We start from the raw sequence: 20,358 nt of genomic DNA, 5'->3' as shown, positions 1-20,358 counted from the left end.
GATGACAAAAAAAGTATTACTGCAGGTGAAAAATCTGCAAAAGTTTTTTTATATGGGAAAGAAGAAGACGCTAAAAGCAGTAGACGGTATCTCTTTTGACGTTTATAAAGGGGAAACCTTTGGACTTGTTGGTGAATCAGGCTGTGGCAAGTCAACAACAGGCAGAACCATCATCGGACTTTATAGTAAAACGTCAGGTAATGTAGTATTTGATGGAAAAGATGTACATGCATTAAATGAAAAGGAGCAATTTTCTTTTCATAAAAATATGCAGATGATTTTTCAGGACCCTTATGCATCTTTAAATCCCCGTTCTACAGTAAAAGAGATTATATCTGAACCGATGGAAGTTCACGGAATCTATAGAACTAGTAAAGAACGAACAGCAAGGGTGTATCAGCTACTTGAAGATGTAGGATTGAACCGAGAACATGCCAATAGATACCCACATGAATTCAGCGGAGGACAGCGACAACGTATCGGTATTGCACGAGCATTAGCCCTTGATCCTGATTTTATTATTGCAGATGAACCCATTTCAGCTTTAGATGTTTCCGTGCAAGCACAAGTTGTCAATCTTATGAAGCGACTTCAAAAAGAAAAGGGACTAACCTATCTATTTATTGCCCATGATCTTTCCATGGTGAAGCATATTAGTGACAGAATTGGTGTGATGTATTTAGGGAGAATGATGGAGTTAACAGAAAGTAAAAGTTTATACAAAAAGCCATTACACCCATATACTCAAGCACTTCTATCAGCAATACCTATTCCAGATCCTGATGTGGAAGACAAAAGAGAAAGACAAATTGTCAAAGGGGAGATCCCAAGCCCAATCAATCCCCCAAGCGGCTGTGTGTTTCGTACCCGCTGCCCGCACGCCATGGAAGCATGCAGTAAAAGTGTGCCACAGTGGCAGGAAGTTGAATCAAAACACTACGTTGCCTGTCATTTGTATAATGAAAGTATTGTTGGCGCTGATAAAGCAAAAGAATTGGTTGCAGCTGCAAATGAATCCGATTAATCCTCAACAGCAGAACTTAGTGAAGCGTGTTCAGAATGTGGTAAATACCACTCCTGGACACGTTAGTTGTATCATTAAAGAAGGAAAGGAAACTTTGGTTGAAATTCATCCGAATGTAAGGAAAAAAGCTGCTAGTTTAATAAAGATTCCAATATTGTTAACAGCTTTCTACCTTGTGGATAAAGGAAAATTGGACTTATCAAAAAGATATAAAATAAATCAGATTAGAAAAGTTGGTGGAGCGGGAGTCATTCAATATCTGGATAGTGCCACCGAGCTCTCATTATTAGATCATTTGACATTAATGATTGTAGTCTCAGATAATATGGCCACTAATAAGGTAATAGACGTGCTAACGATGGAATCAATACAACAATTCTGCCATGAAAAAGAATTGTATAAAACCACTCTTCTAAGAAAAATGATGGACAATATAGCTTCAAAATCTGGGCTTGAAAATAATACATCAGCCATTGATATGATGACATGCATGGATATACTACAAGATAAACGTCATTTCTCAGTAAAAAGCAGAATGCAAATGCTTGAAATCATATTTGGTCAACAGTTACAGGATAAACTGCCATTTTACATAAACGAAGAAGACATAAAAGTTGCAAACAAAACAGGAGAGTTACCAGGGGTAGAGCATGATTGCGCAGTCTTTTCTTTTCGAGAGAAAAATTTAATTGTTATCGTCATGATAGATGGGTTAGTAGATAATTCTGCGGGGAAAAGAGCTATTCAGAAAATTGGCTGGGTAGTAAAATCCTATCTGTTGGAAACACCGTTATTTAGGAAGTGATAGGTTAATTCTAAAGGCAGATTTTATATGCATTTTTGCCATAGATAAGCTACTAGGAAATTACCGGGTCCGTTTTACACATTCTCTTCCTAAATAAATGTTTTTTCTATAGCCCTAAAGAAAAAGTGATAAAAATCTAAAGTAGAAGGTAACATTTATCACTTAGAAAAGAGAATATCAAAAAAATACAAAAACTTGCAGGATTCTGTCAAACTATGTAGAAAATCTTATAGGCAGTAAATTTTATTAGAAAGGAGAACAGGTTTTTATTGCCCTAGCTTTCCCCTATCCAAACACTAAATAGAATGAGGTGAGAAATGAATATTGAAAAAAAGTGTGAAGAAATAATTCGCCAAGCTGTCCGCTTACAAGTTTCAGATATCCATATTAAACCCCTTGAACAATCTGCCAATATTTTATTCCGCTTAGATCATTATCTCTATGATCAAGAAGAAATTCCACTTGCTATCTATAATAGAATGCTGTCCCATTTGAAATTCCAAGCCGATATGGATATTGGCGAAACACGAAAGCCGCAGAACGGTGCACTTACTCTACTTGTTGATACAAACAAAATTAATCTTCGACTCTCCACTTTACCTACATTTAACAAGGAAAGCCTCGTTATCAGAATTCTCCCACAAGAAGACAGTCAATTCTTATTTAAGCATCTTTCGTTATTCCAGAATTCCACTAGGAAAATTATGTCGTTAATGAAGCATTCACACGGATTGTTTTTGTTTACTGGGCCAACGGGATCTGGTAAAACAACTACTCTTTATTCTCTTTTGGAACAATCTAAAAACCTGCTGCAAAGAAATATCATTACATTAGAAGACCCAGTGGAAAGAAAAAGCAAACATGTGCTACAGGTACAGGTGAATGAAAAAGCCGGCATTTCCTATGCTTCTGGATTGAAAGCAATATTGAGACATGACCCAGACATTATTATGGTTGGAGAAATTCGTGATGAGGAAACAGCAAAAATTGCGACTAGAGCTGCCTTAACGGGGCATCTCGTCCTTAGTACATTACACACTAGAGATGCTAAAGGAGCAGTTTACAGGTTAATGGAATACGGGGTCACTCAACAGGAACTGGAACAGACTCTGATCGCTGTTTCAGCTCAACGGCTTGTAGAATTGAAGTGTCCATATTGTGAAGGGAGATGTTCGGCATTTTGCAGAAAATACCGAAGTCACAGGCTTGCAAGTGTGTATGAACTACTCTATGGGAGTGAGTTGAAAAAAGTGTTAGATCAATGCAAGGGTAAAGCTGTGGAATTGCATTATCCAACCTTGAAGGAAGTGATTAAAAAGGGGATTGCACTTGGATTCATTCATGGGCAGGAATATGAAAGATGGGTATATGATGGGAAAGAAAAATAAAGCTTGGCAGTTAAAAGACCAGGAAGAATTTTTGAAACGGGTGGGGGAGCTTTATGAAAATGGCTATTCATTGTTGGATGCATTGATATTAATGAGTATTCACTATGATTATGCAAAGAAGAAAAAGATGGTTGGGGCAATTAATCAGTTGAAAAGTGGTTTAAGTATACATGCAGTTTTAGAGAAACTTCATTTTCATCAAGATGTATTATCACTACTATTTTTTTCTCAAAAGCATGGGAATTTAGGTCAAGCATTCCTGTCAGCTGGCACGTTAATGGAAAGAAAAAGATATTATCGAGAAAAATTAATTACGCTTGTCACCTATCCCATAATGCTACTATTTTTTGTGATCGTCATGTTTATTTTTGTACAAACCATTCTGTTACCACAATTCAATCAGTTGTTTATACAGATGAATATTCAATTAAATCCAGTTATCTCTTTATTTTTTTCGATTGTAACGTATGTGCCCATCATGATGAGTGTTTTTTTAGGTCTAAGTATTCTATCTTTTCTTTTCTTTCGAGGCAATAAGAAGTTAAAACCCTCAAAGAAAATTGATTTCTTCATGAAGCTACCTCTATTAAAAACCTTTCTCTCTCTACATTACTCTCATTACTTCACTCAACAATTAAGCACCTTGCTTCAAAGCGGACTTACTATTAATGATTCGCTTTCTGTATTTGAACAGCAGAATTACCAGCCTTATTTTCAAGGGAAAGCAATAGAATTTCGTAAAAGATTATTAGAAGGAGAGAAGCTTGAAACGTTGGTAAAAAAAGAGAAGGTATTTGTCGAGGGGCTCCCCCTTGTGATAGTACATGGACAAAAGAATGGAAAATTGGCCCAGGAACTGGAGCAGTTCAGTAAATTATTGTTGGTGAAATTGCAGGAACGTGGGGAAAAAGTAATGTCCAAAATACAACCGTGTTTGTTCGTGTTTGTTGGTGCATTTGTGTTTTTGTTGTATATCTGTATTTTTATTCCAATGTTTCAACTACTGGGAGGTATTTAAAGATGAATGAACGTGGTTTTACACTTGTGGAAATGTTACTGGTAATGCTAGTCATTACAGTTCTACTTTTAATCATGATTCCAAACATTACGAAAAACAGCAGTGTGATAGGAGATAAGGGATGTGAAGCTCTCGTAAGTATGGTTGATGCTCAAGTACAAGCATACCGTCTTGACAATGGCACAATTCCTTCATCGATAAATGATTTAAATACGCCAGAATATTTGGAGGACCGGTTTGATAATGATTCTGGAGAATTGAATTGTCCTAACGGAAAAATTATTACCATTGAAAATGGAAAGGCAGTTCCAAGTGATCCATCTTAAATGGGAAAAAGTAGAAGAAGGCTTCACTCTTTTAGAATCATTGCTTATTCTGTCTTTTGTTTCCATACTATTATCTATTACAGTACTGAAGCTTTCCACAATGGAAGATAAACACATAGGAAGATATTTTATCGAACAGTTCAATAATGATCTTTTGTTTGCCCAACAATACGCACTAAGTACTAGATCGAATGTCCATGTCATTTTTATGCCGACTAACAATTCCTATTTGATACGTCAAGGAACATTTCAGGCAACAACTCTTGTTACTAGAAGTTACCATCGGACGATTCAAATTGATACGAGAACAATGGGAGAACGCTTTGCGTTTTTAGGGAACGGGAGCATTGATAAATCAGGAGCTTTGATTGTCAGTGTTGATGGATTAGAGAATTACCGGTATGTATTTACGTTAGGGAAAGGTCGTTTTTATGTGGAAGAAAGATAGTGGTTTTACTTTGTTAGAGGTTCTTGCAGCGTTATTTGTATGGATAGTCATTGCTTCGGTCCTTGTTCCGGGACTAGTGAGGATGAATCAGGAACGTAAAGGGTTTTTACTAGAACAAGAGGCGAGATATATCTTAAACATGGAACAAGATAAAATACGGATTGGTCATCAAGCTGAATACCCTTTGTTGATTAGTAAAAAGACGGATTATTTGGTGGAGTTTCACCTCGAATCACAGATATCCGAGCTATGTGTGTCATATAAGGAGTATAGACAGAATAAGAAAGAAAGGTGCGTTTATGTTCATTATCCGTAAAGAGCAAGGATTCACCTTACTCGAAGTAATGATTAGCTTTTCTCTCGTTCTCCTTCTTACAGCTTTGTTTCCTATTTTAATGAAAAGTATTTACCATTTAACCGAAAAAAAAGACGGCATACATCCACTAGAGTTAGAAGTGTTTATTCAACAGACGGCTAGAGAGGTGAGGAATGCTAGTGAAATTTCAGTGAATGGTTCTGTGGTGAAATTGACCAACCAAATAGGTCAACTCGTGAGCTTTGAACATTATGAAGATAAGCTTCGACGCAGAGTGGATGGAAAAGGTCATGAACTTATGCTGCATGGTGTTATGAGCGCAGCTTTTGAAGAAGTGTCGGGAGGGGTAATGATTAAATTAAAAGGGAGAGACGAAAACCAATATGAAATTCTTATCCGGAGAATACCTGTTCCATAATTGTCAGAAAAAAGAAGATGGGTATATATTACCGGTTACTATTATTATGTGTAGTTTGCTGAGCTATATGTTGCTTCATCAAATAGAAAACTATCGGCTTGAAAAAATGTTCTATTTTGAAGCAGATCAGCAGTTTAAATTGGAAGCAATGATGAAATATTCATGGGATGTGGTCCAAAATGAATTGGAGAAGGACGGTCAAATACGTGCTGATTCTATACATTTTCCATATGGATCAGCATCAATTAACATAAAAGAGCTAGGTGAAGAGTTAGAAATAACCATTCTTTGTATGACGAGAGAAGAGAGAAGCTATCAAGCTAAAGTAATTTATGATATTGTGAATTTTGAATTTTTAAAGTGGACAGAAAATTTGTAATGTGAAAGCTGGCAGGCTGACACTTTGTTACCTTATAATAAAGGTTGAAATAAAGATTGTTGCTAATAATTAGAATACATTCCAATACTTATTTTTCGCATGAGCATCAGTCTAAGAGCGGGGGGAAAACAGTGAAAAGCATCTATCTGACCGGATTTATGGGTGCGGGTAAAACCACAATTGGCGAAGAACTTGGCAAAGCCCTTCAATTACCGGTATATGATACAGATCAATTAATTGAGAGCAATGAAAAAATGACCATAAAAGAAATATTTGCTCAACAAGGTGAGGAGTATTTTCGAAAATTGGAACGAAAGGCATTAAAGGAATTACCCGTTCAAGATGCCATTATTACAACCGGGGGTGGTGTAGTACTTTCCGGAGAAAACGTTGATTGGATGAAACAAAATGGTTGTATGGTGTTCTTATATGCAGAAATGGATAAGGTTTGGGAAAGGCTAGAAAAGGATCAGACTAGACCATTAATAATGCAGAAAAGCAGAGATGAAGTAGCAGCAATCTTTGAAATGCGTTTACCTCTATATAGAGAGGCACAACTTATTGTAGATACAACTAATTTGTCTGTAGTTGAATCAGTTAAAAGCGTGGTTGATGTGGTTAAATCATGGGAAAAGGGTCAACACTAAAATAATAAGTACTACATGGTGGTGATTCCAAATGAAAACGAATGATTATGTTAAATATGTGACACAGCAGCTAGTTACGTATATGGACAAACCAAAAGAAGTTAAACGAGAGCAAAGAAAGCTTAAGAAGCAAGAGCGTACACCAATGCTTTACCAACTTTTTGGTATAATTCCTTATGCTCTCATGATGTTTTTTAAAAAGAGGGATACATGAGTCAAAAGTATTGCCAACCCTTTCATTTTTATGCTACAATCTCTTCGGATACTAAAGAAACATTCAATTGTATGTCCATGCAAATATTTACAACATAGATAAGAACTTTTACGTGTTACTGATACGATCAGGCATGAGTAAAGTGGTTTTGATCAATACTAAGGGTTATGTTTACCCTTTTTGAGTGAAAAGCCCCCTTTCTCATGCCTTTTTCTATACAATATTGTACATACTCATAGTGATACAGGGTATAGAAAAAAAGAAAAAGTTCTTGCTGAATGTTTCGGTACATAAATTTTTCCTATTGCTCTTCAGTTGAAACAAGGAAGAAATCCATGTACATTAAGAACTATTGAAAATAACCTATTTCAAAGGAGAATGATTACAATGGCAGAAAAAACATTTAAAGTAACAGCGGATTCAGGAATTCACGCACGTCCAGCAACTCAGTTGGTGCAAGCAGCTGGAAAGTTCGATGCAGACGTAAACCTTGAGTATAACGGGAAGTCTGTAAACTTAAAATCTATCATGGGAGTTATGTCTTTAGGTATTCCTCAAGGAGCAGAAATCAAAATTGTTGCTGAAGGTTCAGATGAGAGCGAGGCTTTAGTAGCTATTGAAGAAACTTTGAAGTCAGAAGGGTTAGGGGAATAATGTCTAACAATATTCAAGGCATCGCTGCTTCAAGCGGGATTGCTATTGCAAAGGCATATCGTCTTGAAAATCCTGAATTGAGAGTGAAAAAAAAAACGATTGATAATGCAACTGCGGAAGTGGAAAGATTTGTACAAGCAGTAGAAACTTCTAAAAATGAATTGGAAAAAATCAAAGAGCATGCTCACAAGGAGCTCGGAGCAGACAAAGCTGAAATATTCTCTGCCCATCTGCTTGTCCTAAGTGATCCAGAGCTCTTAAATCCAATTAAAGATAAAATTAAAAACGAAAATGTAAACGCTGAAGTGGCACTTGATGAAACAGCGGGTATGTTCATTACTATGTTTGAGCAGATGGACAACGAATATATGAAAGAGCGTGCTGCGGACATCCGTGACGTAACGAAACGTGTATTAGCCCATCTTTTAGGTGTTGGCGTTTCAAATCCGAGTTTGATTTCAGAAGAAGTAATCATCATTGCTGAAGATCTAACTCCATCTGATACTGCTCAATTAAATCGCCAGTATGTTAAAGCCTTTACAACAGATATCGGTGGTAGAACATCTCATTCTGCGATTATGGCGCGTTCTATGGAAATTCCTGCTGTTGTTGGAACTAAAAACGTAATGGAGATAATACAAAATGGTACGATGGTCGTTGTAGATGGTCTTGACGGTGTAGTAATCGTCGACCCAACAGACGAAGAAATAACTGCATACACAGAAAAGCAGCAGAAGCATGAAGGGCAGAAAAAAGAGTGGGCAAAGCTAGTTAACGAGAAAAGCTTAACCTCTGACGGACAAGAAGTAGAGCTTGCTGCGAACATTGGAACTCCTAAGGATGTTAAAGGAGTTTTAGCAAATGGTGGAGAGGGCGTTGGTTTGTACCGTACGGAATTTCTTTACATGGGCAGAACGGAACTTCCATCTGAAGAAGAGCAGTACAACGCCTATAAAGAAGTCCTTGAGAAAATGGAGGGCAAGCCTGTTGTCGTTCGTACTTTGGACATTGGTGGCGACAAGGAATTACCTTATTTAAATCTTCCTAAAGAGATGAATCCATTCTTAGGCTTTCGTGCAATCCGTCTATGCCTGGAGGAACAAGAGATTTTCCGTACTCAGCTTCGCGCGTTGTTACGTGCAAGCTCATATGGTAATTTGAAAGTTATGTTCCCTATGATTGCAACATTAGATGAGTTCCGCCAAGCAAAAGCGATTCTTTTAGAAGAAAAAGAAAAACTTGTGCAGGCAGGCACTACTGTTAATGAAAACATTGAAATCGGAATCATGGTAGAAATTCCATCTACAGCAGTGATGGCTGATATTTTCGCTAAAGAAGTGGATTTCTTCAGTATCGGAACAAATGATTTAATTCAATATACGATGGCTGCAGACCGTATGAACGAACAAGTCTCTTACTTATATCAACCATACAACCCTGCAATTCTTCGATTAATTGATAATGTCATCCAAGCTGCACACAAAAACGGCAAATGGGCTGGAATGTGTGGAGAGATGGCTGGTGACCCAATCGCAATACCTATCCTTCTTGGACTTGGATTGGATGAGTTTAGCATGAGTGCAACATCCATTCTTCCTGCTAGAAGCCAGCTGCGTGGAATTTCCAAAGCAGAAGCAGCTTCCTATCGGGAAGAGATTCTGAGCATGAGCACTGCTGAAGATGTAGTGGCATTTGTAAAAGAAAAATTTAATGTGTAATTTTTTCACCGACCTTTCCAAATGTGTGGAAGGTCGGTTTTTATGTTATGAAGCTATCTCATTGTATTAATATACCCCCCTATCGTATGATACAATAGTGTCATACACAAGAAGGAGGAAGATCACTTTGATGAAAGATAAATTAACTAAATATGCTGAGCTTGCTGTGACGGTAGGTGTCAATCTTCAACAAGACCAGCCACTTGTAATAAATGCACCAATTACTGCAGCACCATTTGTAAGAAAGGTTGCTAAGATTGCCTATAATTTGGGGGCAAAATATGTACATACAGAGTGGAACGACGAGCAATTAACAAAGATTACTTTAGAAACTGCAACAGAAGATTCTTTAGGTACTGTGCGTGAATGGAAGGTTAAAGGATTGGAGCAAATGGCCGAAGAGGGAGCTGCATTCTTGTCTATAGTAGCCTCCAACCCCGATTTACTTAAAGAAGTGGACTCCAAAAGAGTGTCCATTGCTAATAAGACACAAGCAGAAGCGATGCAACAATATCGAAAATACATTCAGACTGCAAAGGTTAGCTGGGCAATTGTTTCGGTACCCTCTCAAGAATGGGCTGCAAAAATATATCCTAACTTAACACCAGAAGAACAGATAAGCTCTCTATGGGAAAATATTTTTGAGGTAACTAGGGTGAACGAGGCAGATCCTATTGCTGCTTGGAACACACACATTGATACTCTTCAAAATAAACTAAAAGTCTTTAATGAGAAAAAATATAAAAAACTATATTACAATGGACCCGGTACTGACTTAACGATTGAGTTACCAGACGAACAAGTGTGGTTAGGTGGCGGGTTGAACAATGAACAAGGAACATATTTTGTCCCAAATCTTCCAACTGAGGAGGTCTTTACACTTCCTGTCAAAACCGGAGTGAATGGGGTCGTTTCTTCTACAAAGCCGCTAAATTTGAACGGTAACTTAGTGGAGAATTTTAGTTTTACTTTTAAAGATGGCAAAATTGTAGAATATCAAGCAGAGAAGGGCTATGATGCTTTGAGAAATATATTAGAAACGGATGAAGGAGCACTATATCTAGGGGAAGTGGCATTAGTGCCAAACAGCTCACCAGTTTCTAAACAAAATGTCATTTTCTACAACACGCTTTACGATGAAAATGCTTCTTGTCACCTTGCTTTAGGTTCTGCCTATCCAATTTGCATTGAGGGTGGAGCAAAATTATCTAAGGGAGAACTAGAAGCTAAAGGAGTTAATACAAGCATGATTCATGTTGACTTCATGATTGGGTCTGCTAGGTTAAATATTACTGGTGAAACGCCAAATGGAGAAAAAGAGCCTATTTTAGTTGATGGAGAGTGGGCAAACTAATTTTCGTGCCAGTTTAAAAAGTTAGGGGACTTCTTCATCCCCTAACTTTTTTGCATTCTGAAAGTCTATTTCTATTTTAGGTCGATTATTAACACACTAAAAATTATAAAGTGATATCATATTTCCGAATTATATAGTGTAATATTCTGAATTGAATTTTCTTAAAGTGATTTATTATATACTTACATTTGTTAAAATAAAATGAAAGATTTTCCAAACTTTTTTGCAATAGTTACGTCCAATCTTATAAAGGTATGTGTGGAGGAACCCTAATGAAAAGACGAATGGCTGGTTGTTTACTTCTCATTTTTGTGTTTGCTTCTCCTGTTTATGCGCTTGATTGGGCTTATTCATTTGTTGTATGGAATGGAAACGTCTATGAAGTGACAGATGTACAAATAAGCCAGAATGACTTAGGTCCTGTAATTGGAGAGGTGAAAAGGAAGGCGAATGACACAAATGGCAACTACTATGGTGATGCTTCGAATACTTACGAAAAAGGCACAAAGTATTTTGAAATTAAAGAAATCGATTCGCTTGAAGCAATTGCTGTTGAGGATAGTCAACATATATGGAAGAAAGCAAATTACCTTCATGAAGCACCTTCTCACTGGATGGATTGGATACCGTACATCCTAGGAGGGGGAGCATTTTTAGTTGGCCTTGTCTATTTTGCCATAAGATTTTCCAATAAAAAAATGCTGCACCCGAGATAGGTGCGCACTTTGTATACTAATCATGTTTCTGTTTATACGTATATGGGGGATATTTTACAACTGGCACTTTGTCTTTTTTAATATTTTTTGAAAAAGAGGATGGAACACGTACATTGCTGTCCACAAGTTGAGTAGGGGTAAGAGCCATCCATTGTGCAAGCGAAATATCGGCAAAGCGATCGCTTTTGAACATTTCAAGAAACCAAACTGTATCATTCCCCGTGTTCTGCACATAATGGCCAGTTGCGAACGGAACATAGCCAACATCACCAGCTTGGTAATCAAATGTCCTTGCTGTGCCGTTACCGAAAAAAACAGTCATACGTGCTTTACCAGTTAAATAGTATTGCCATTCATCATTGTTTGGATGCCAATGTAGTTCTCTCATGCCCCCAGGCTTTATCTCTATAAGTGCTGCAGCAATGGTTTTGGATATTTTGAAAACCGATGAATCAACGATCCGAACAGAGCCTCCAGAAAATTCTAGTGGAGGTTGTTTAAGCAGTTCGTACTTAAAAGGATGCGGTACTTCACCTGCTGGTGAGTTGATTTTTTGGGAGTGAATTGGTCCAGGAACATCATCTTGGTAAATATAAACTTGTTTGCCTGGCTGTTTATCAAATCTACTTTCGGGAACTCCGAAATTAGCAGAAAGAACTTCCGGTGGTGTGTGTGCAAACCAATCTGAAATCGAAAGTGTACTTAAATCTGAAAAGTTTCCATTATCAAAGACTAATAGAAACTCACATTGTTCTAGCCCTTGTATGGAATGGGGAATTCCAGGTGGGAAATACCATAGATCTCCTGGGCCAATATCAGCGATAAAATTTCTACCATTTTGATCAACGGCCGTTATCCGAGCTCGCCCTAAGATCATATAAGCCCACTCGGCTTCCTTATGCCAGTGAAGCTCACGGACTCCGCCTGCAGTCAGGCTCATATTAACACCAGCTAGAGTAGTAGCAATTGGAAGCTCTCGGGCAGTAATTTCACGAGACCATCCACCATGTTTTAAAATCATGGACGTATCAGAAAAGGAAAATCGTAGATTAGTGACTGTACCAGCATCAGTTTTCGGGGGAACGAGTAAATCTGGATTCTGAATGTCTCTTAACACGTTACGAGGGCCATAATCGGGAGCTCCAGCACCGTCACTTCTGATCGGCTGTGGAATTCTGGGATCATGTGTTGCCATAGTAAATCACCCTTTTCAAATTTGTAAATAGCACTACCTACAAATATGAAAAGGATTATTCAACTATTACATCGAATTACTAACTTTTGAGATAAACAAATAGAAAAAAGAGGGAAGGAATATGGGAGAAATATTTTCATTAAAACCAATTACGGAAAAGAACTGGGAAAAAGCAATAAACTTAAATGTAAGAGAAGCACAGAAAAATTTTGTTGCCTCTAATCTATACTCGATAGCACAAGCACAATTTCTGCCAGACTTTAAGGCGATGGGAGTATTTAAAGGCGAAGCGATGGTAGGCTTTGCATTATACGGAGTTGATTCTGATGATGGTAACTATTGGATTACACGATTAATGGTGGATAAATCTCATCAAGGTAAAGGATATGGGAAGGCAGCATTACATGAGGTGTTGAACGATATTAATACGGATAACATTGGTAGATCCATCCCCTATGTAATGATTAGTTATGAGCCTGAAAATCTTGTTGCAAAGCAACTATACTTAAAAGCGGGATTTGTTGAAACAGATATGGCTACATGGGGGGAGCAGATGGCAAGACTGGAATTGGGTGTCTCAGAAAACGATACAAACCATATTGTTTTAGCTACTATCGCTCACAAAAAACATTATGTAGAGCTTGCCCACTCCTTATGGCCAACGAGCACAAAAGAGGATTTGGCAGCAACATATCACGATATTGTACCATCAAGTCGCAACCGAATTTTATTTTACAAGGAGAATAACGAGATTGTTGCATTTATGCATCTTTCGATAAGAGAGGATTATGTGGAGGGCTCTGAGTCTAGTCCAACAGGTTATGTGGAAGGTGTATTTGTGTTAGAGGAACATCGTAGAAAAGGCTTTTCCAAAAAGCTATTACATGCAGGAGAATCATGGCTTAAAGCTAGGGGGTGCCAACAAATTGGATCTGACATTCATTTGGAGAACGAGATAAGCTATTATTTTCACACAAGTCTAGGATTCCAAGAATCAAGTAGATTAATCGCTTTTATTAAATCGATAGAGTAAGGATGGGGATATGGGTGAATCACGTATTGAGCAATAATAAAAAAAGCTGGGATAAGGTTGCCCATCACTTTAATGGTGTGGATGCATTACCAAGCTATGGACCTTTTGCACAAACAGAAGATGAGCTGCATCTTTTGGATGATTTGCAGCAAAAGATTGTTCTAGATATCGGCTATGGTAGCGGACATTCACTTAAATATATGCGTGATATTAAAGGAGTGAGTGAGCTGTGGGGAGTCGACCTCTCCACAGAACAAAAGCGGGCAGCAGAAAAAACCTTAATGGGTTACAATCCGAAACTGTACAACGCAGCAATGGAAGAAGATATCGGGCTTCCTAAAACTTATTTTGATTGTGTCTATTCCATCTATGCACTAGGTTGGACAACAGATTTAACAAGTACCTTGCAGCTTATTTACTCCTATTTGAAGCCAGGAGGAACCTTTGTGTTCAGTTGGGACCATCCCTTATACGCTCATATTAAAAGTGAAGCAGGTATTTTAACACTCGATGGAAATTATCAAAATGAAGGAACTCAAAGCTTTGAAAGGTTTAAGGGAGAGGATGCCCCAATGGTAATCCACACCCGTAAGTTAAGTACGTTCATAAATGAACTGATTTATGCAGGATTTGTTATTGAAAGAGTAGTAGAAAGTGAGGTTGGGGAGCGGTTTGATGGAGAGGATGCCCCTATTACGGATCGTTACTATTCATTAAACAAAGCGAGAAAGTTCCCTTCTACACTTATTATAAAAGCACGTAAGTAGGGACGTATATTGTTAGAGAGAATTTCGGGATTGCCAATTATCTAAAAACAGGAGGGATAGGATGTTTTTCATTAACGTTGAAGCAGCTATGTATCGTGAAGATAAGTGGCTGATGATTGAACGCAGTACAAAGGAAGAACATGCAGGAGGGCTACTCGCTTTTGTTGGAGGGACTGTGGACAAGGAAGGAGCAAGTTCTGATATTTTAGAAAGAACGTTAAGGCGAGAGTTAATGGAAGAAGTAGGTGTTATTGCATGTGAAGAAATGACTTACATAAGAAATACTTCTTTTGTTTTACCAGATGGTAGAGAAGTCGTGGACATTATCTTTCTATGTGAATGGCAGGAAGGAGAGCCATTTCCAAAAAGCCCAGATGAAGTAGATGCAGTTCATTGGATGACAACCGAAGAGATTTTACATCATCCGAAAACAGAAATTTGGTTGCGAGAAGGGCTACTGGAAGCAGATAAAAAGCGGGCTTTACTTGTTAAATAAAGGGGAGAATACCAATGTTCATGGAATTTGAAAAAGGGGATTTATTGTTTGCGAATGGAAGTAATTTTAGTAAAGACGAAGTGGTGTACAATTTAATACATCGAATTGTTGAGACTGAAGGAACAGTATGTTTGACAAATTCAGGTAGAGATTTAGTGTTCGCGCAAACACCTGACCATAATGGATGGATTTGGTTATCTGATGATATCCTAAATCAAGGAACACTTAATGAACTAGTGGAGCATCTTGGCGATCGAGATATTCCAGGGATTACTGGTAGAGTAGAGGTTGCAAACTTGTTTGCCGATTATTATGCGAAATTACGCAATAAACAATGGAATACCCATATGTGGATGGAAGCATACGAATGCCCAGAAGTGATTCCTGTACATGGGGTTTTAGGAAATCTGCTTTTAGCAAAACTAGATCATGTAGAAAAGGTGGCGTCATTCTTAGCTGGTTTTATGAAGGATGCATATGGTGAGCATGTTGAACCATCATCTCAATTATCTGGAGCGGAGAGGATGATTCGTAGTGGAAATGTGTATCTATGGGAGGCAGCTGGTGAAATTGTCTCTATGGCAAATATTGCGCACCGTTCTCCTAGACATGGAAGGATTAATGGCGTATTTACACCTGAAATATTTAGAAAACAGGGTTATGCTAGTGCTTTAGTCGCTAACGTTAGTTCAGTCATTCTGGAGGAAAGGCTTACTCCCATGCTTTATGCTGACTTGAAAAATCCTGCTGCCAATAAAATTTATCAGGATATTGGCTTTAAAGAAAAGGGAAAAATAGCTGACATTCGATTTGTCTAAACCTGACAAAATAGAGCATTTCTAAACAGGTCAGGGGATTAGTTGCCTGATAGGATATAAGTAAGGAGTGAGAGCTAAATGGCAATGGTTGAATCCATTCAAAGAGCGATAGAATATATCGAAAATAACCTTAGAGAGCAAATAGACATCGAAGAAGTTGCTCGTCATGCAACAATGTCTCCATTTCACTTTCAACGGGTATTTACGATGCTGACAGAGATACCAGTAGGGGAGTATATCAGACGCCGCCGACTTTCTATCGCAGCACAAGAACTATTAACCTCAGATCGTAAAATCATCGATATTGCCTTTCAATTTGGTTACGAAACTCCCGAGGCTTTCACAAAAGCATTCCGCCGTCAGCATGGGACTTCTCCAACAGAAGTGCGAAAGCTCCAAGGAAAGCTGCAATCCTATAATCGCCTGGTCATCCAGGTAACTTTGAAAGGGGCAGATCCGATGAATTACAAAGTAGTTAGCAAGAAAGCGTTTAAAGTAGTGGGAGTAAAGAGAATTTTTTCTTATGAGAATGATGCACAAACATCAGAGATTCCAAAGTTATGGGAAGAGGTGAATCAAAATGGAGTCACAGCAAAACTATTTCAAAGGAATGATGGACCTGTAACAGGTGTCCTTGGTGTTTGTAATGTGTCATCTGATGATATGAAAAAGAAGGAGCTTATTGAGTATTGGGTTGCAACTGCAGCCGAAGGTGATGCACCTGAAGGGATGGACAGTATGGAAATACCTGCATCAAGATGGGCGATATTTGAAGTTAGAGGTTCGATGCCAGATGCCATGAAGAAAGCTTGGAAACAAATTTTCTCCGAATGGTTTCCATCTACTAGTCACGAGCATGCTGGTACACCTGAATTTGAATTGTATACCGATGAAGATCCGTCCAGTCCAGATCTTTATTCAGAAATATGGATTCCTATTAAGTAAACAGCTAGCAAAAGAGGGCAGTATGTTATCTGCTCTTTTTGATTTGAGAAGTGGGGTTTAGAACATGAAAAGTACTTTACAATCAGCTCATAGGTTTAGCAGTAATCACCGGGAGCATTTAAAGAAGGATAATAGATGTGGATGTTTTTATTGTTTAGAAGTTTATCATCCAACTGAAATAGTAGAATGGATAGACGATGAAGATACGGCTATTTGTCCTAAATGCGGAACAGATGCGGTAATAGGTGAAAGTTCAGGACTTTCAATTACGCCATTATTTTTGAAGGAAATGAAAAATTATTGGTTCTAAAAGAGAGTAAGTGGCCCATATGTGGCTGCTTTTTTTGTTAGAGCGGCAATAAAACAGGGAATAAATCCAAAACAAGTATTATTAATCCGAGACCAGCAACTTTAAATCCTATCGAATACCATTCGTTATTCTTAATAAAGAACAAAAAAGTTTGCGTTACTTACTGTGATAAATTATAATTGTTCTTAAAAAAGAACAAAGAGGTATTACTATGATAAAAAAGCTACTACTCCTATTACTTATTCTAAATATCTTTGACGGCGTTGCCACATTTTATGGACTTTCGTTCAAACTCATCGAAGAAAGCAATCCTCTAATGCGTTCTCTCTATGAAACTAATCCGCACATATTTATCACGTTGAAATTGGGTCTATCCCTTCTACTGATATACTTTATTAAAAGTAAGAAACTCCTTACCTCTACCGTCTTAAAATCATTCACAATAATTGCTGTAGCGTGCTATAGCTTTGTATGTGTTTTACATTTATATTGGCTATTCAATAAAACGTAAGATTCTGTAAAATATTCTGCTAGTAGTCTAGGCGCGTGTGATTCAAATAAGGTAAGATTTTCACTATTTACCCTCAGAGGGAACAAAGGAGAATGGAAATATTTGTTCATTGAGCTTTTGCTTTGTATGGATCATCTGGAGTACACAGTGATAACGGTCAACTACCACTGTGTACCATTTGCAAAAACGAAGGACTTAAATAGAACAAGCCACCGTTAATAGTATTAACGTGGATTTTTGGTTCGTATTGTTCTTGTAAGGCTTTCATTTCAGTTTCATAAGAATTAGGCTTTTCATCCACATCCTCATAAAAATGCTCTAGAAGTCTCCTGTCATTATCCCATCTTTTTCTAGCATCTTCTGCCCATTTATGGTCCTGACTTAATATATATCCATTTATATAATGTTCAAGTCTTGACAAACCGCTGACAGGCATTATGATTGGTGTCATCGTAAAGCAGAAGTCAGGGATTTTCGGTGTAAGGTTGACCCTCTCCACTTCAGTTTGAAAATTTTCCACAATTGCCCCGGTAATAAGATGAATTCCAAGTGATTTAATCACATCTCTTTTCCTGTCACATTGAAAGCTTATTTTTAAATTTACATTCATCCATGGATGTAGGGGGAAATGGCCTGCGTTATGATGAGTGGAGACGTTCTCATATAAACGGATATAGCCAGCCAAATTTTTCGTTGATTCAAATATTTGGTGCATTCTTGGTGATCCGAAGTGAACATGATCTCCTTTAAGCTCTTCAGGTGCAAGATTGCTGTCTGTGATCAACGTTAATTTCATGGGGTTTGGAACTCCACCTGTTTTTTCAAGATAGTGCCAATAAAATGGTCTGTTCATCAGTTCCTTATCCATATCAACCGTTAATTGGACAGTAAGGTGGCTATTTGTGTTTTCAATCACTTCACAACTATTTGCAGAAAAATAACGCTCCAGAAATCTATGAATTTCCCGCTGCTGCATGGGGTTCATCCTCCTTATTCAATTGGTCAGCATATTCAATTATGGAAGAGAGGTTCTCCATTTTTATTTTCATTTCACCTTCTGATTTTGAGTGAAGCATAATATCCTGAATATGTTCCTCCAGATTTTTTATCTCTAGCTTCGTTAAGATATCATCCAACTCACCAATTACACGTTCAAAAAGGTTTATCTTTTCATATAGTAACTTTAAAATATGTTCTTCTACTGTATTGCTAGTAGCAAAATTGTAGATATTAACATCTCGTTCTTGACCAAGACGATGGATACGACCGATTCGTTGCTCTAATCTCATCGGATTCCATGGTAGGTCATAGTTGATGATATTATTACAAAATTGAAGATTAATACCTTCACCGCCGGCTTCAGTTGCTATCAGTACCTGTACATGATTTTTGAAAAGCTCCCGCATCCAGTCTTTTTTACCTCTTTTAAATCCACCACGAAATGGTACTGAGGTTATACCATTTTGTTTTAAAAACCATTGTAAATACATTTGGGTGGCTCTGTATTCTGTGAAAATAATTACTTTATCATTTACCTCATTTATTAATTCCAACACTTTTTCGGCTTTAGAGTTCCTTCCAACAAGGTCAATTTTTTGAAAAATATTCACTAGACCATCCGACGGTTTATAATGGGGGTTTTCGTTCTGTTTACGCTCAATCATATTTTTCACGGTGTAATAGACGGCTTCCCTACTGCTACATGCCTCTCTTTGAAGGGTCATAATGGAAAATTGACTTGTAATCGGAACAAATGGGTCTTGCTTTAATTGATTAATGGCATCATATAGATTCTGTTCTTCCTTCGAGAATTCAATGAGGCATGACTTGACATTTCTTTTTGGCCATTCAATACCTGTGTCTCCGCGTCGGTTTCTGATCATAACCTTATTGACAAGTTCCTTTAAATACTCGTCATTTTCTAGTTTACGATTCTTTGCTTGGAACACTTCTGTAAAATTACTCTCACTTCCAAGATGGCCAGGTTTCAACAAAGATACGAGATTAAAAATCTCCTCGACTTTATTTTGAATGGGAGTGGCGGTTAAAAGTAGACAAAATTTCTTTTTAAGGTTCTGGACAAACTCATAGTTTTTGGTTTTATTATTTTTTAATTTATGTGCCTCGTCGATGATAACCATGTCATATTCAAGACTGTTAATTATGTCACGATGAGGGTTTCTTTTGGCTGTATCGATGGAAGACACCACGACATCGCATTGTTCCCATACATAACTTTTTTTTTGTGCGATGGCAGGGATGTAGAATTTTTGATTCAACTCCATTGCCCATTGAGAAACGAGGGATGCTGGTACAAGAATGAGCACTTTTTTTACTAATCCTCGAATCATATATTCTTTTAATACTAGTCCTGCTTCAATGGTTTTCCCAAGTCCTACTTCGTCAGCTAAAATTGCTTTACCATTCATTTCTTCTACTACATTTGTTGCCACTTCTAATTGATGTGGAAGAGGTGTTAATTGTGGAAGATGAGCAGGTGCTAATAATCCTTCAAACGCTGGGATACTTAGATTCTTTTCCACTTCTAATGCCAATTTATATAATTCATAATTTGCCCAAGGACCATCATCCGTCATTCGTTTTTGCAATTCTTCCTGCCACTGATGATCAAAAACAACTTCAATATTCATTGCAGTGCATCCTTTCTGAATTCTCCGATTTTTAGTTTGTTGCAAAAGGATAGCGTTTTCATTTGGAAATTATAATAAAACCTAGTGATAAAGACGAACATTTAGCTATATAAAAATAATAATAATAAGTGTTTTTATATTGCCAGATTCCTTTATGTAATGGTAGGATAATAGTGTGCTTTTAGTAGCAATAAGCCTACTTGGTTT

At 37.6% G+C, this 20,358-nt stretch carries 25 protein-coding genes and 1 pseudogene; 23 read left to right on the top strand and 3 right to left on the bottom strand.

Translation table 11 applies throughout. From position 1 onward, the window contains the following. The first annotated feature begins 1 nt into the window (after nt 1). The 15 genes from LRP81_RS00210 to LRP81_RS00140 all read left to right on the top strand — a co-directional run bounded on the left by LRP81_RS00210 (nt 2) and on the right by LRP81_RS00140 (nt 11,425). Entirely contained in the window at nt 2–1,024 is a 1,023-nt protein-coding gene (locus LRP81_RS00210) for an ABC transporter ATP-binding protein (protein WP_230499556.1), read from the top strand. Continuing rightward, nucleotides 1,011–1,829, top strand: coding sequence for a serine hydrolase (locus LRP81_RS00205; RefSeq protein ID WP_230499224.1), 819 nt, complete (start codon nt 1,011–1,013; stop codon nt 1,827–1,829). Before LRP81_RS00210 ends, LRP81_RS00205 begins: the two co-directional genes overlap by 14 nt. Before the next feature lie 317 nt (nt 1,830–2,146). Continuing rightward, nucleotides 2,147–3,217, top strand: a complete 1,071-nt coding sequence (gene comGA / locus LRP81_RS00200) for a competence type IV pilus ATPase ComGA (protein WP_230499223.1) — start codon at nt 2,147–2,149, stop codon at nt 3,215–3,217. After that, complete coding sequence (gene comGB / locus LRP81_RS00195) at nt 3,171–4,235, top strand: competence type IV pilus assembly protein ComGB (protein WP_230499222.1); 1,065 nt, start codon at nt 3,171–3,173, stop codon at nt 4,233–4,235. The genes comGA and comGB overlap by 47 nt, the downstream gene beginning before the upstream one ends. A gap of 2 nt (nt 4,236–4,237) precedes the next feature. Further along, entirely contained in the window at nt 4,238–4,561 is a 324-nt protein-coding gene (gene comGC / locus LRP81_RS00190) for a competence type IV pilus major pilin ComGC (protein WP_230499221.1), read from the top strand. Then, nucleotides 4,530–5,009 (top strand): competence type IV pilus minor pilin ComGD, encoded by a 480-nt coding sequence (gene comGD / locus LRP81_RS00185; RefSeq protein WP_263458217.1) that lies wholly within the window; start codon nt 4,530–4,532, stop codon nt 5,007–5,009. Before comGC ends, comGD begins: the two co-directional genes overlap by 32 nt. Continuing rightward, the gene (locus LRP81_RS00180; RefSeq protein ID WP_230499219.1) at nt 4,993–5,325 is read left to right on the top strand and encodes a type II secretion system protein; all 333 of its coding nucleotides are present in this window, start codon (nt 4,993–4,995) and stop codon (nt 5,323–5,325) included. The genes comGD and LRP81_RS00180 overlap by 17 nt, the downstream gene beginning before the upstream one ends. Then, complete coding sequence (comGF, locus tag LRP81_RS00175; protein ID WP_230499218.1) at nt 5,309–5,743, top strand: competence type IV pilus minor pilin ComGF; 435 nt, start codon at nt 5,309–5,311, stop codon at nt 5,741–5,743. The genes LRP81_RS00180 and comGF overlap by 17 nt, the downstream gene beginning before the upstream one ends. Nucleotides 5,744–5,789: 46 nt before the next feature. Next, complete coding sequence (comGG, locus tag LRP81_RS00170) at nt 5,790–6,122, top strand: competence type IV pilus minor pilin ComGG (protein ID WP_230499217.1); 333 nt, start codon at nt 5,790–5,792, stop codon at nt 6,120–6,122. A gap of 131 nt (nt 6,123–6,253) precedes the next feature. Next, nucleotides 6,254–6,769 carry a shikimate kinase gene (locus tag LRP81_RS00165; RefSeq protein WP_230499216.1) on the top strand — a complete coding sequence of 172 codons (516 nt, stop codon included), beginning with the start codon at nt 6,254–6,256 and terminating at the stop codon, nt 6,767–6,769. Nucleotides 6,770–6,800: 31 nt separating this feature from the next. Then, nucleotides 6,801–6,983, top strand: a complete 183-nt coding sequence (locus LRP81_RS00160; protein WP_230499215.1) for a YqzE family protein — start codon at nt 6,801–6,803, stop codon at nt 6,981–6,983. A 387-nt stretch (nt 6,984–7,370) separates the two neighbouring features. After that, nucleotides 7,371–7,637, top strand: coding sequence for a phosphocarrier protein HPr (locus LRP81_RS00155; RefSeq protein ID WP_230499214.1), 267 nt, complete (start codon nt 7,371–7,373; stop codon nt 7,635–7,637). Next, nucleotides 7,637–9,355 (top strand): phosphoenolpyruvate--protein phosphotransferase, encoded by a 1,719-nt coding sequence (ptsP, locus tag LRP81_RS00150; RefSeq protein ID WP_230499213.1) that lies wholly within the window; start codon nt 7,637–7,639, stop codon nt 9,353–9,355. The genes LRP81_RS00155 and ptsP overlap by 1 nt, the downstream gene beginning before the upstream one ends. A 121-nt stretch (nt 9,356–9,476) precedes the next feature. Continuing rightward, on the top strand, nt 9,477–10,709 hold the full coding sequence (locus tag LRP81_RS00145) for an aminopeptidase (RefSeq protein ID WP_230499555.1): 1,233 nt from the start codon (nt 9,477–9,479) through the stop codon (nt 10,707–10,709). 272 nt (nt 10,710–10,981) lie between these two features. Next, nucleotides 10,982–11,425 carry a hypothetical protein gene (locus LRP81_RS00140; protein ID WP_230499212.1) on the top strand — a complete coding sequence of 148 codons (444 nt, stop codon included), beginning with the start codon at nt 10,982–10,984 and terminating at the stop codon, nt 11,423–11,425. Between the two features lie 16 nt (nt 11,426–11,441). Here the strand turns inward: LRP81_RS00140 and LRP81_RS00135 are convergent, their stop codons facing one another. Next, nucleotides 11,442–12,620 carry an oxalate decarboxylase family bicupin gene (locus tag LRP81_RS00135; RefSeq protein ID WP_230499211.1) on the bottom strand — a complete coding sequence of 393 codons (1,179 nt, stop codon included), beginning with the start codon at nt 12,618–12,620 and terminating at the stop codon, nt 11,442–11,444. A gap of 121 nt (nt 12,621–12,741) precedes the next feature. On the opposite strand from LRP81_RS00135, the pseudogene LRP81_RS00130 reads away from it, so the two are divergent. From LRP81_RS00130 to LRP81_RS23425, 8 genes and pseudogenes are all read left to right on the top strand, one after another. After that, nucleotides 12,742–13,191, top strand: a pseudogene (locus tag LRP81_RS00130) (GNAT family N-acetyltransferase); the annotation flags it as partial. Continuing rightward, nucleotides 13,174–13,653, top strand: coding sequence for an aminoglycoside 6'-N-acetyltransferase (gene aac(6') / locus LRP81_RS00125; RefSeq protein WP_230499554.1), 480 nt, complete (start codon nt 13,174–13,176; stop codon nt 13,651–13,653). The pseudogene LRP81_RS00130 and the gene aac(6'), both read left to right, overlap by 18 nt. A gap of 2 nt (nt 13,654–13,655) precedes the next feature. Then, entirely contained in the window at nt 13,656–14,420 is a 765-nt protein-coding gene (locus tag LRP81_RS00120; RefSeq protein WP_230499210.1) for a class I SAM-dependent methyltransferase, read from the top strand. Between the two features lie 61 nt (nt 14,421–14,481). After that, on the top strand, nt 14,482–14,916 hold the full coding sequence (locus tag LRP81_RS00115; RefSeq protein WP_230499209.1) for an NUDIX hydrolase: 435 nt from the start codon (nt 14,482–14,484) through the stop codon (nt 14,914–14,916). 14 nt (nt 14,917–14,930) lie between these two features. Beyond that, entirely contained in the window at nt 14,931–15,734 is an 804-nt protein-coding gene (locus tag LRP81_RS00110) for a GNAT family N-acetyltransferase (protein WP_230499208.1), read from the top strand. A 78-nt stretch (nt 15,735–15,812) separates the two neighbouring features. Further along, complete coding sequence (locus LRP81_RS00105; protein WP_230499207.1) at nt 15,813–16,679, top strand: AraC family transcriptional regulator; 867 nt, start codon at nt 15,813–15,815, stop codon at nt 16,677–16,679. Nucleotides 16,680–16,743: 64 nt separating this feature from the next. Next, complete coding sequence (locus tag LRP81_RS00100) at nt 16,744–16,989, top strand: cytoplasmic protein (RefSeq protein WP_230499206.1); 246 nt, start codon at nt 16,744–16,746, stop codon at nt 16,987–16,989. Between the two features lie 211 nt (nt 16,990–17,200). Then, nucleotides 17,201–17,500 carry a DUF5658 family protein gene (locus tag LRP81_RS23425; protein WP_399206695.1) on the top strand — a complete coding sequence of 100 codons (300 nt, stop codon included), beginning with the start codon at nt 17,201–17,203 and terminating at the stop codon, nt 17,498–17,500. A 157-nt stretch (nt 17,501–17,657) separates the two neighbouring features. On the opposite strand, the gene LRP81_RS00095 is transcribed toward LRP81_RS23425, so the two are convergent. Together LRP81_RS00095 and LRP81_RS00090 are read right to left on the bottom strand one after the other, a co-directional pair. Beyond that, a complete protein-coding gene (locus tag LRP81_RS00095) occupies nt 17,658–18,476 on the bottom strand; it encodes a YqhG family protein (protein ID WP_230499205.1) in 819 nt (272 codons plus the stop codon). Next, nucleotides 18,454–20,151 (bottom strand): DEAD/DEAH box helicase, encoded by a 1,698-nt coding sequence (locus tag LRP81_RS00090; RefSeq protein ID WP_230499204.1) that lies wholly within the window; start codon nt 20,149–20,151, stop codon nt 18,454–18,456. Before LRP81_RS00090 ends, LRP81_RS00095 begins: the two co-directional genes overlap by 23 nt. Between the last annotated feature and the right edge of the window lie 207 nt (nt 20,152–20,358).

Origin of the sequence: Sutcliffiella rhizosphaerae (assembly GCF_917563925.1) — a bacterium.
In the GTDB taxonomy this organism is placed as follows: Bacteria; Bacillota; Bacilli; order Bacillales; family Bacillaceae_I; genus Sutcliffiella_A; species Sutcliffiella_A rhizosphaerae.
Note: the sequence above shows the minus strand (reverse complement) of the source record. Positions and strands in the feature narration are given on the sequence as shown.

Coding starts and splice junctions, on each gene's coding strand:
- LRP81_RS00105 (WP_230499207.1), top strand. CDS start 15,813: ATGGCAATGGTTGAATCCATTCAAAGAGCGATAGAATATATCGAAAAT.
- LRP81_RS00210 (WP_230499556.1), top strand. CDS start 2: ATGACAAAAAAAGTATTACTGCAGGTGAAAAATCTGCAAAAGTTTTTT.
- LRP81_RS00090 (WP_230499204.1), bottom strand. CDS start 20,151: ATGAATATTGAAGTTGTTTTTGATCATCAGTGGCAGGAAGAATTGCAA.
- ptsP (WP_230499213.1), top strand. CDS start 7,637: ATGTCTAACAATATTCAAGGCATCGCTGCTTCAAGCGGGATTGCTATT.
- LRP81_RS00155 (WP_230499214.1), top strand. CDS start 7,371: ATGGCAGAAAAAACATTTAAAGTAACAGCGGATTCAGGAATTCACGCA.
- comGB (WP_230499222.1), top strand. CDS start 3,171: ATGGGCAGGAATATGAAAGATGGGTATATGATGGGAAAGAAAAATAAA.
- LRP81_RS00160 (WP_230499215.1), top strand. CDS start 6,801: ATGAAAACGAATGATTATGTTAAATATGTGACACAGCAGCTAGTTACG.
- LRP81_RS00115 (WP_230499209.1), top strand. CDS start 14,482: ATGTTTTTCATTAACGTTGAAGCAGCTATGTATCGTGAAGATAAGTGG.
- comGF (WP_230499218.1), top strand. CDS start 5,309: ATGTTCATTATCCGTAAAGAGCAAGGATTCACCTTACTCGAAGTAATG.
- LRP81_RS00100 (WP_230499206.1), top strand. CDS start 16,744: ATGAAAAGTACTTTACAATCAGCTCATAGGTTTAGCAGTAATCACCGG.
- LRP81_RS00180 (WP_230499219.1), top strand. CDS start 4,993: ATGTGGAAGAAAGATAGTGGTTTTACTTTGTTAGAGGTTCTTGCAGCG.
- LRP81_RS00140 (WP_230499212.1), top strand. CDS start 10,982: ATGAAAAGACGAATGGCTGGTTGTTTACTTCTCATTTTTGTGTTTGCT.
- comGA (WP_230499223.1), top strand. CDS start 2,147: ATGAATATTGAAAAAAAGTGTGAAGAAATAATTCGCCAAGCTGTCCGC.
- comGG (WP_230499217.1), top strand. CDS start 5,790: ATGTGTAGTTTGCTGAGCTATATGTTGCTTCATCAAATAGAAAACTAT.
- LRP81_RS00135 (WP_230499211.1), bottom strand. CDS start 12,620: ATGGCAACACATGATCCCAGAATTCCACAGCCGATCAGAAGTGACGGT.
- LRP81_RS00110 (WP_230499208.1), top strand. CDS start 14,931: ATGTTCATGGAATTTGAAAAAGGGGATTTATTGTTTGCGAATGGAAGT.
- LRP81_RS00095 (WP_230499205.1), bottom strand. CDS start 18,476: ATGCAGCAGCGGGAAATTCATAGATTTCTGGAGCGTTATTTTTCTGCA.
- comGC (WP_230499221.1), top strand. CDS start 4,238: ATGAATGAACGTGGTTTTACACTTGTGGAAATGTTACTGGTAATGCTA.
- comGD (WP_263458217.1), top strand. CDS start 4,530: ATGGAAAGGCAGTTCCAAGTGATCCATCTTAAATGGGAAAAAGTAGAA.
- LRP81_RS00205 (WP_230499224.1), top strand. CDS start 1,011: ATGAATCCGATTAATCCTCAACAGCAGAACTTAGTGAAGCGTGTTCAG.
- LRP81_RS00120 (WP_230499210.1), top strand. CDS start 13,656: ATGGGGATATGGGTGAATCACGTATTGAGCAATAATAAAAAAAGCTGG.
- LRP81_RS23425 (WP_399206695.1), top strand. CDS start 17,201: ATGATAAAAAAGCTACTACTCCTATTACTTATTCTAAATATCTTTGAC.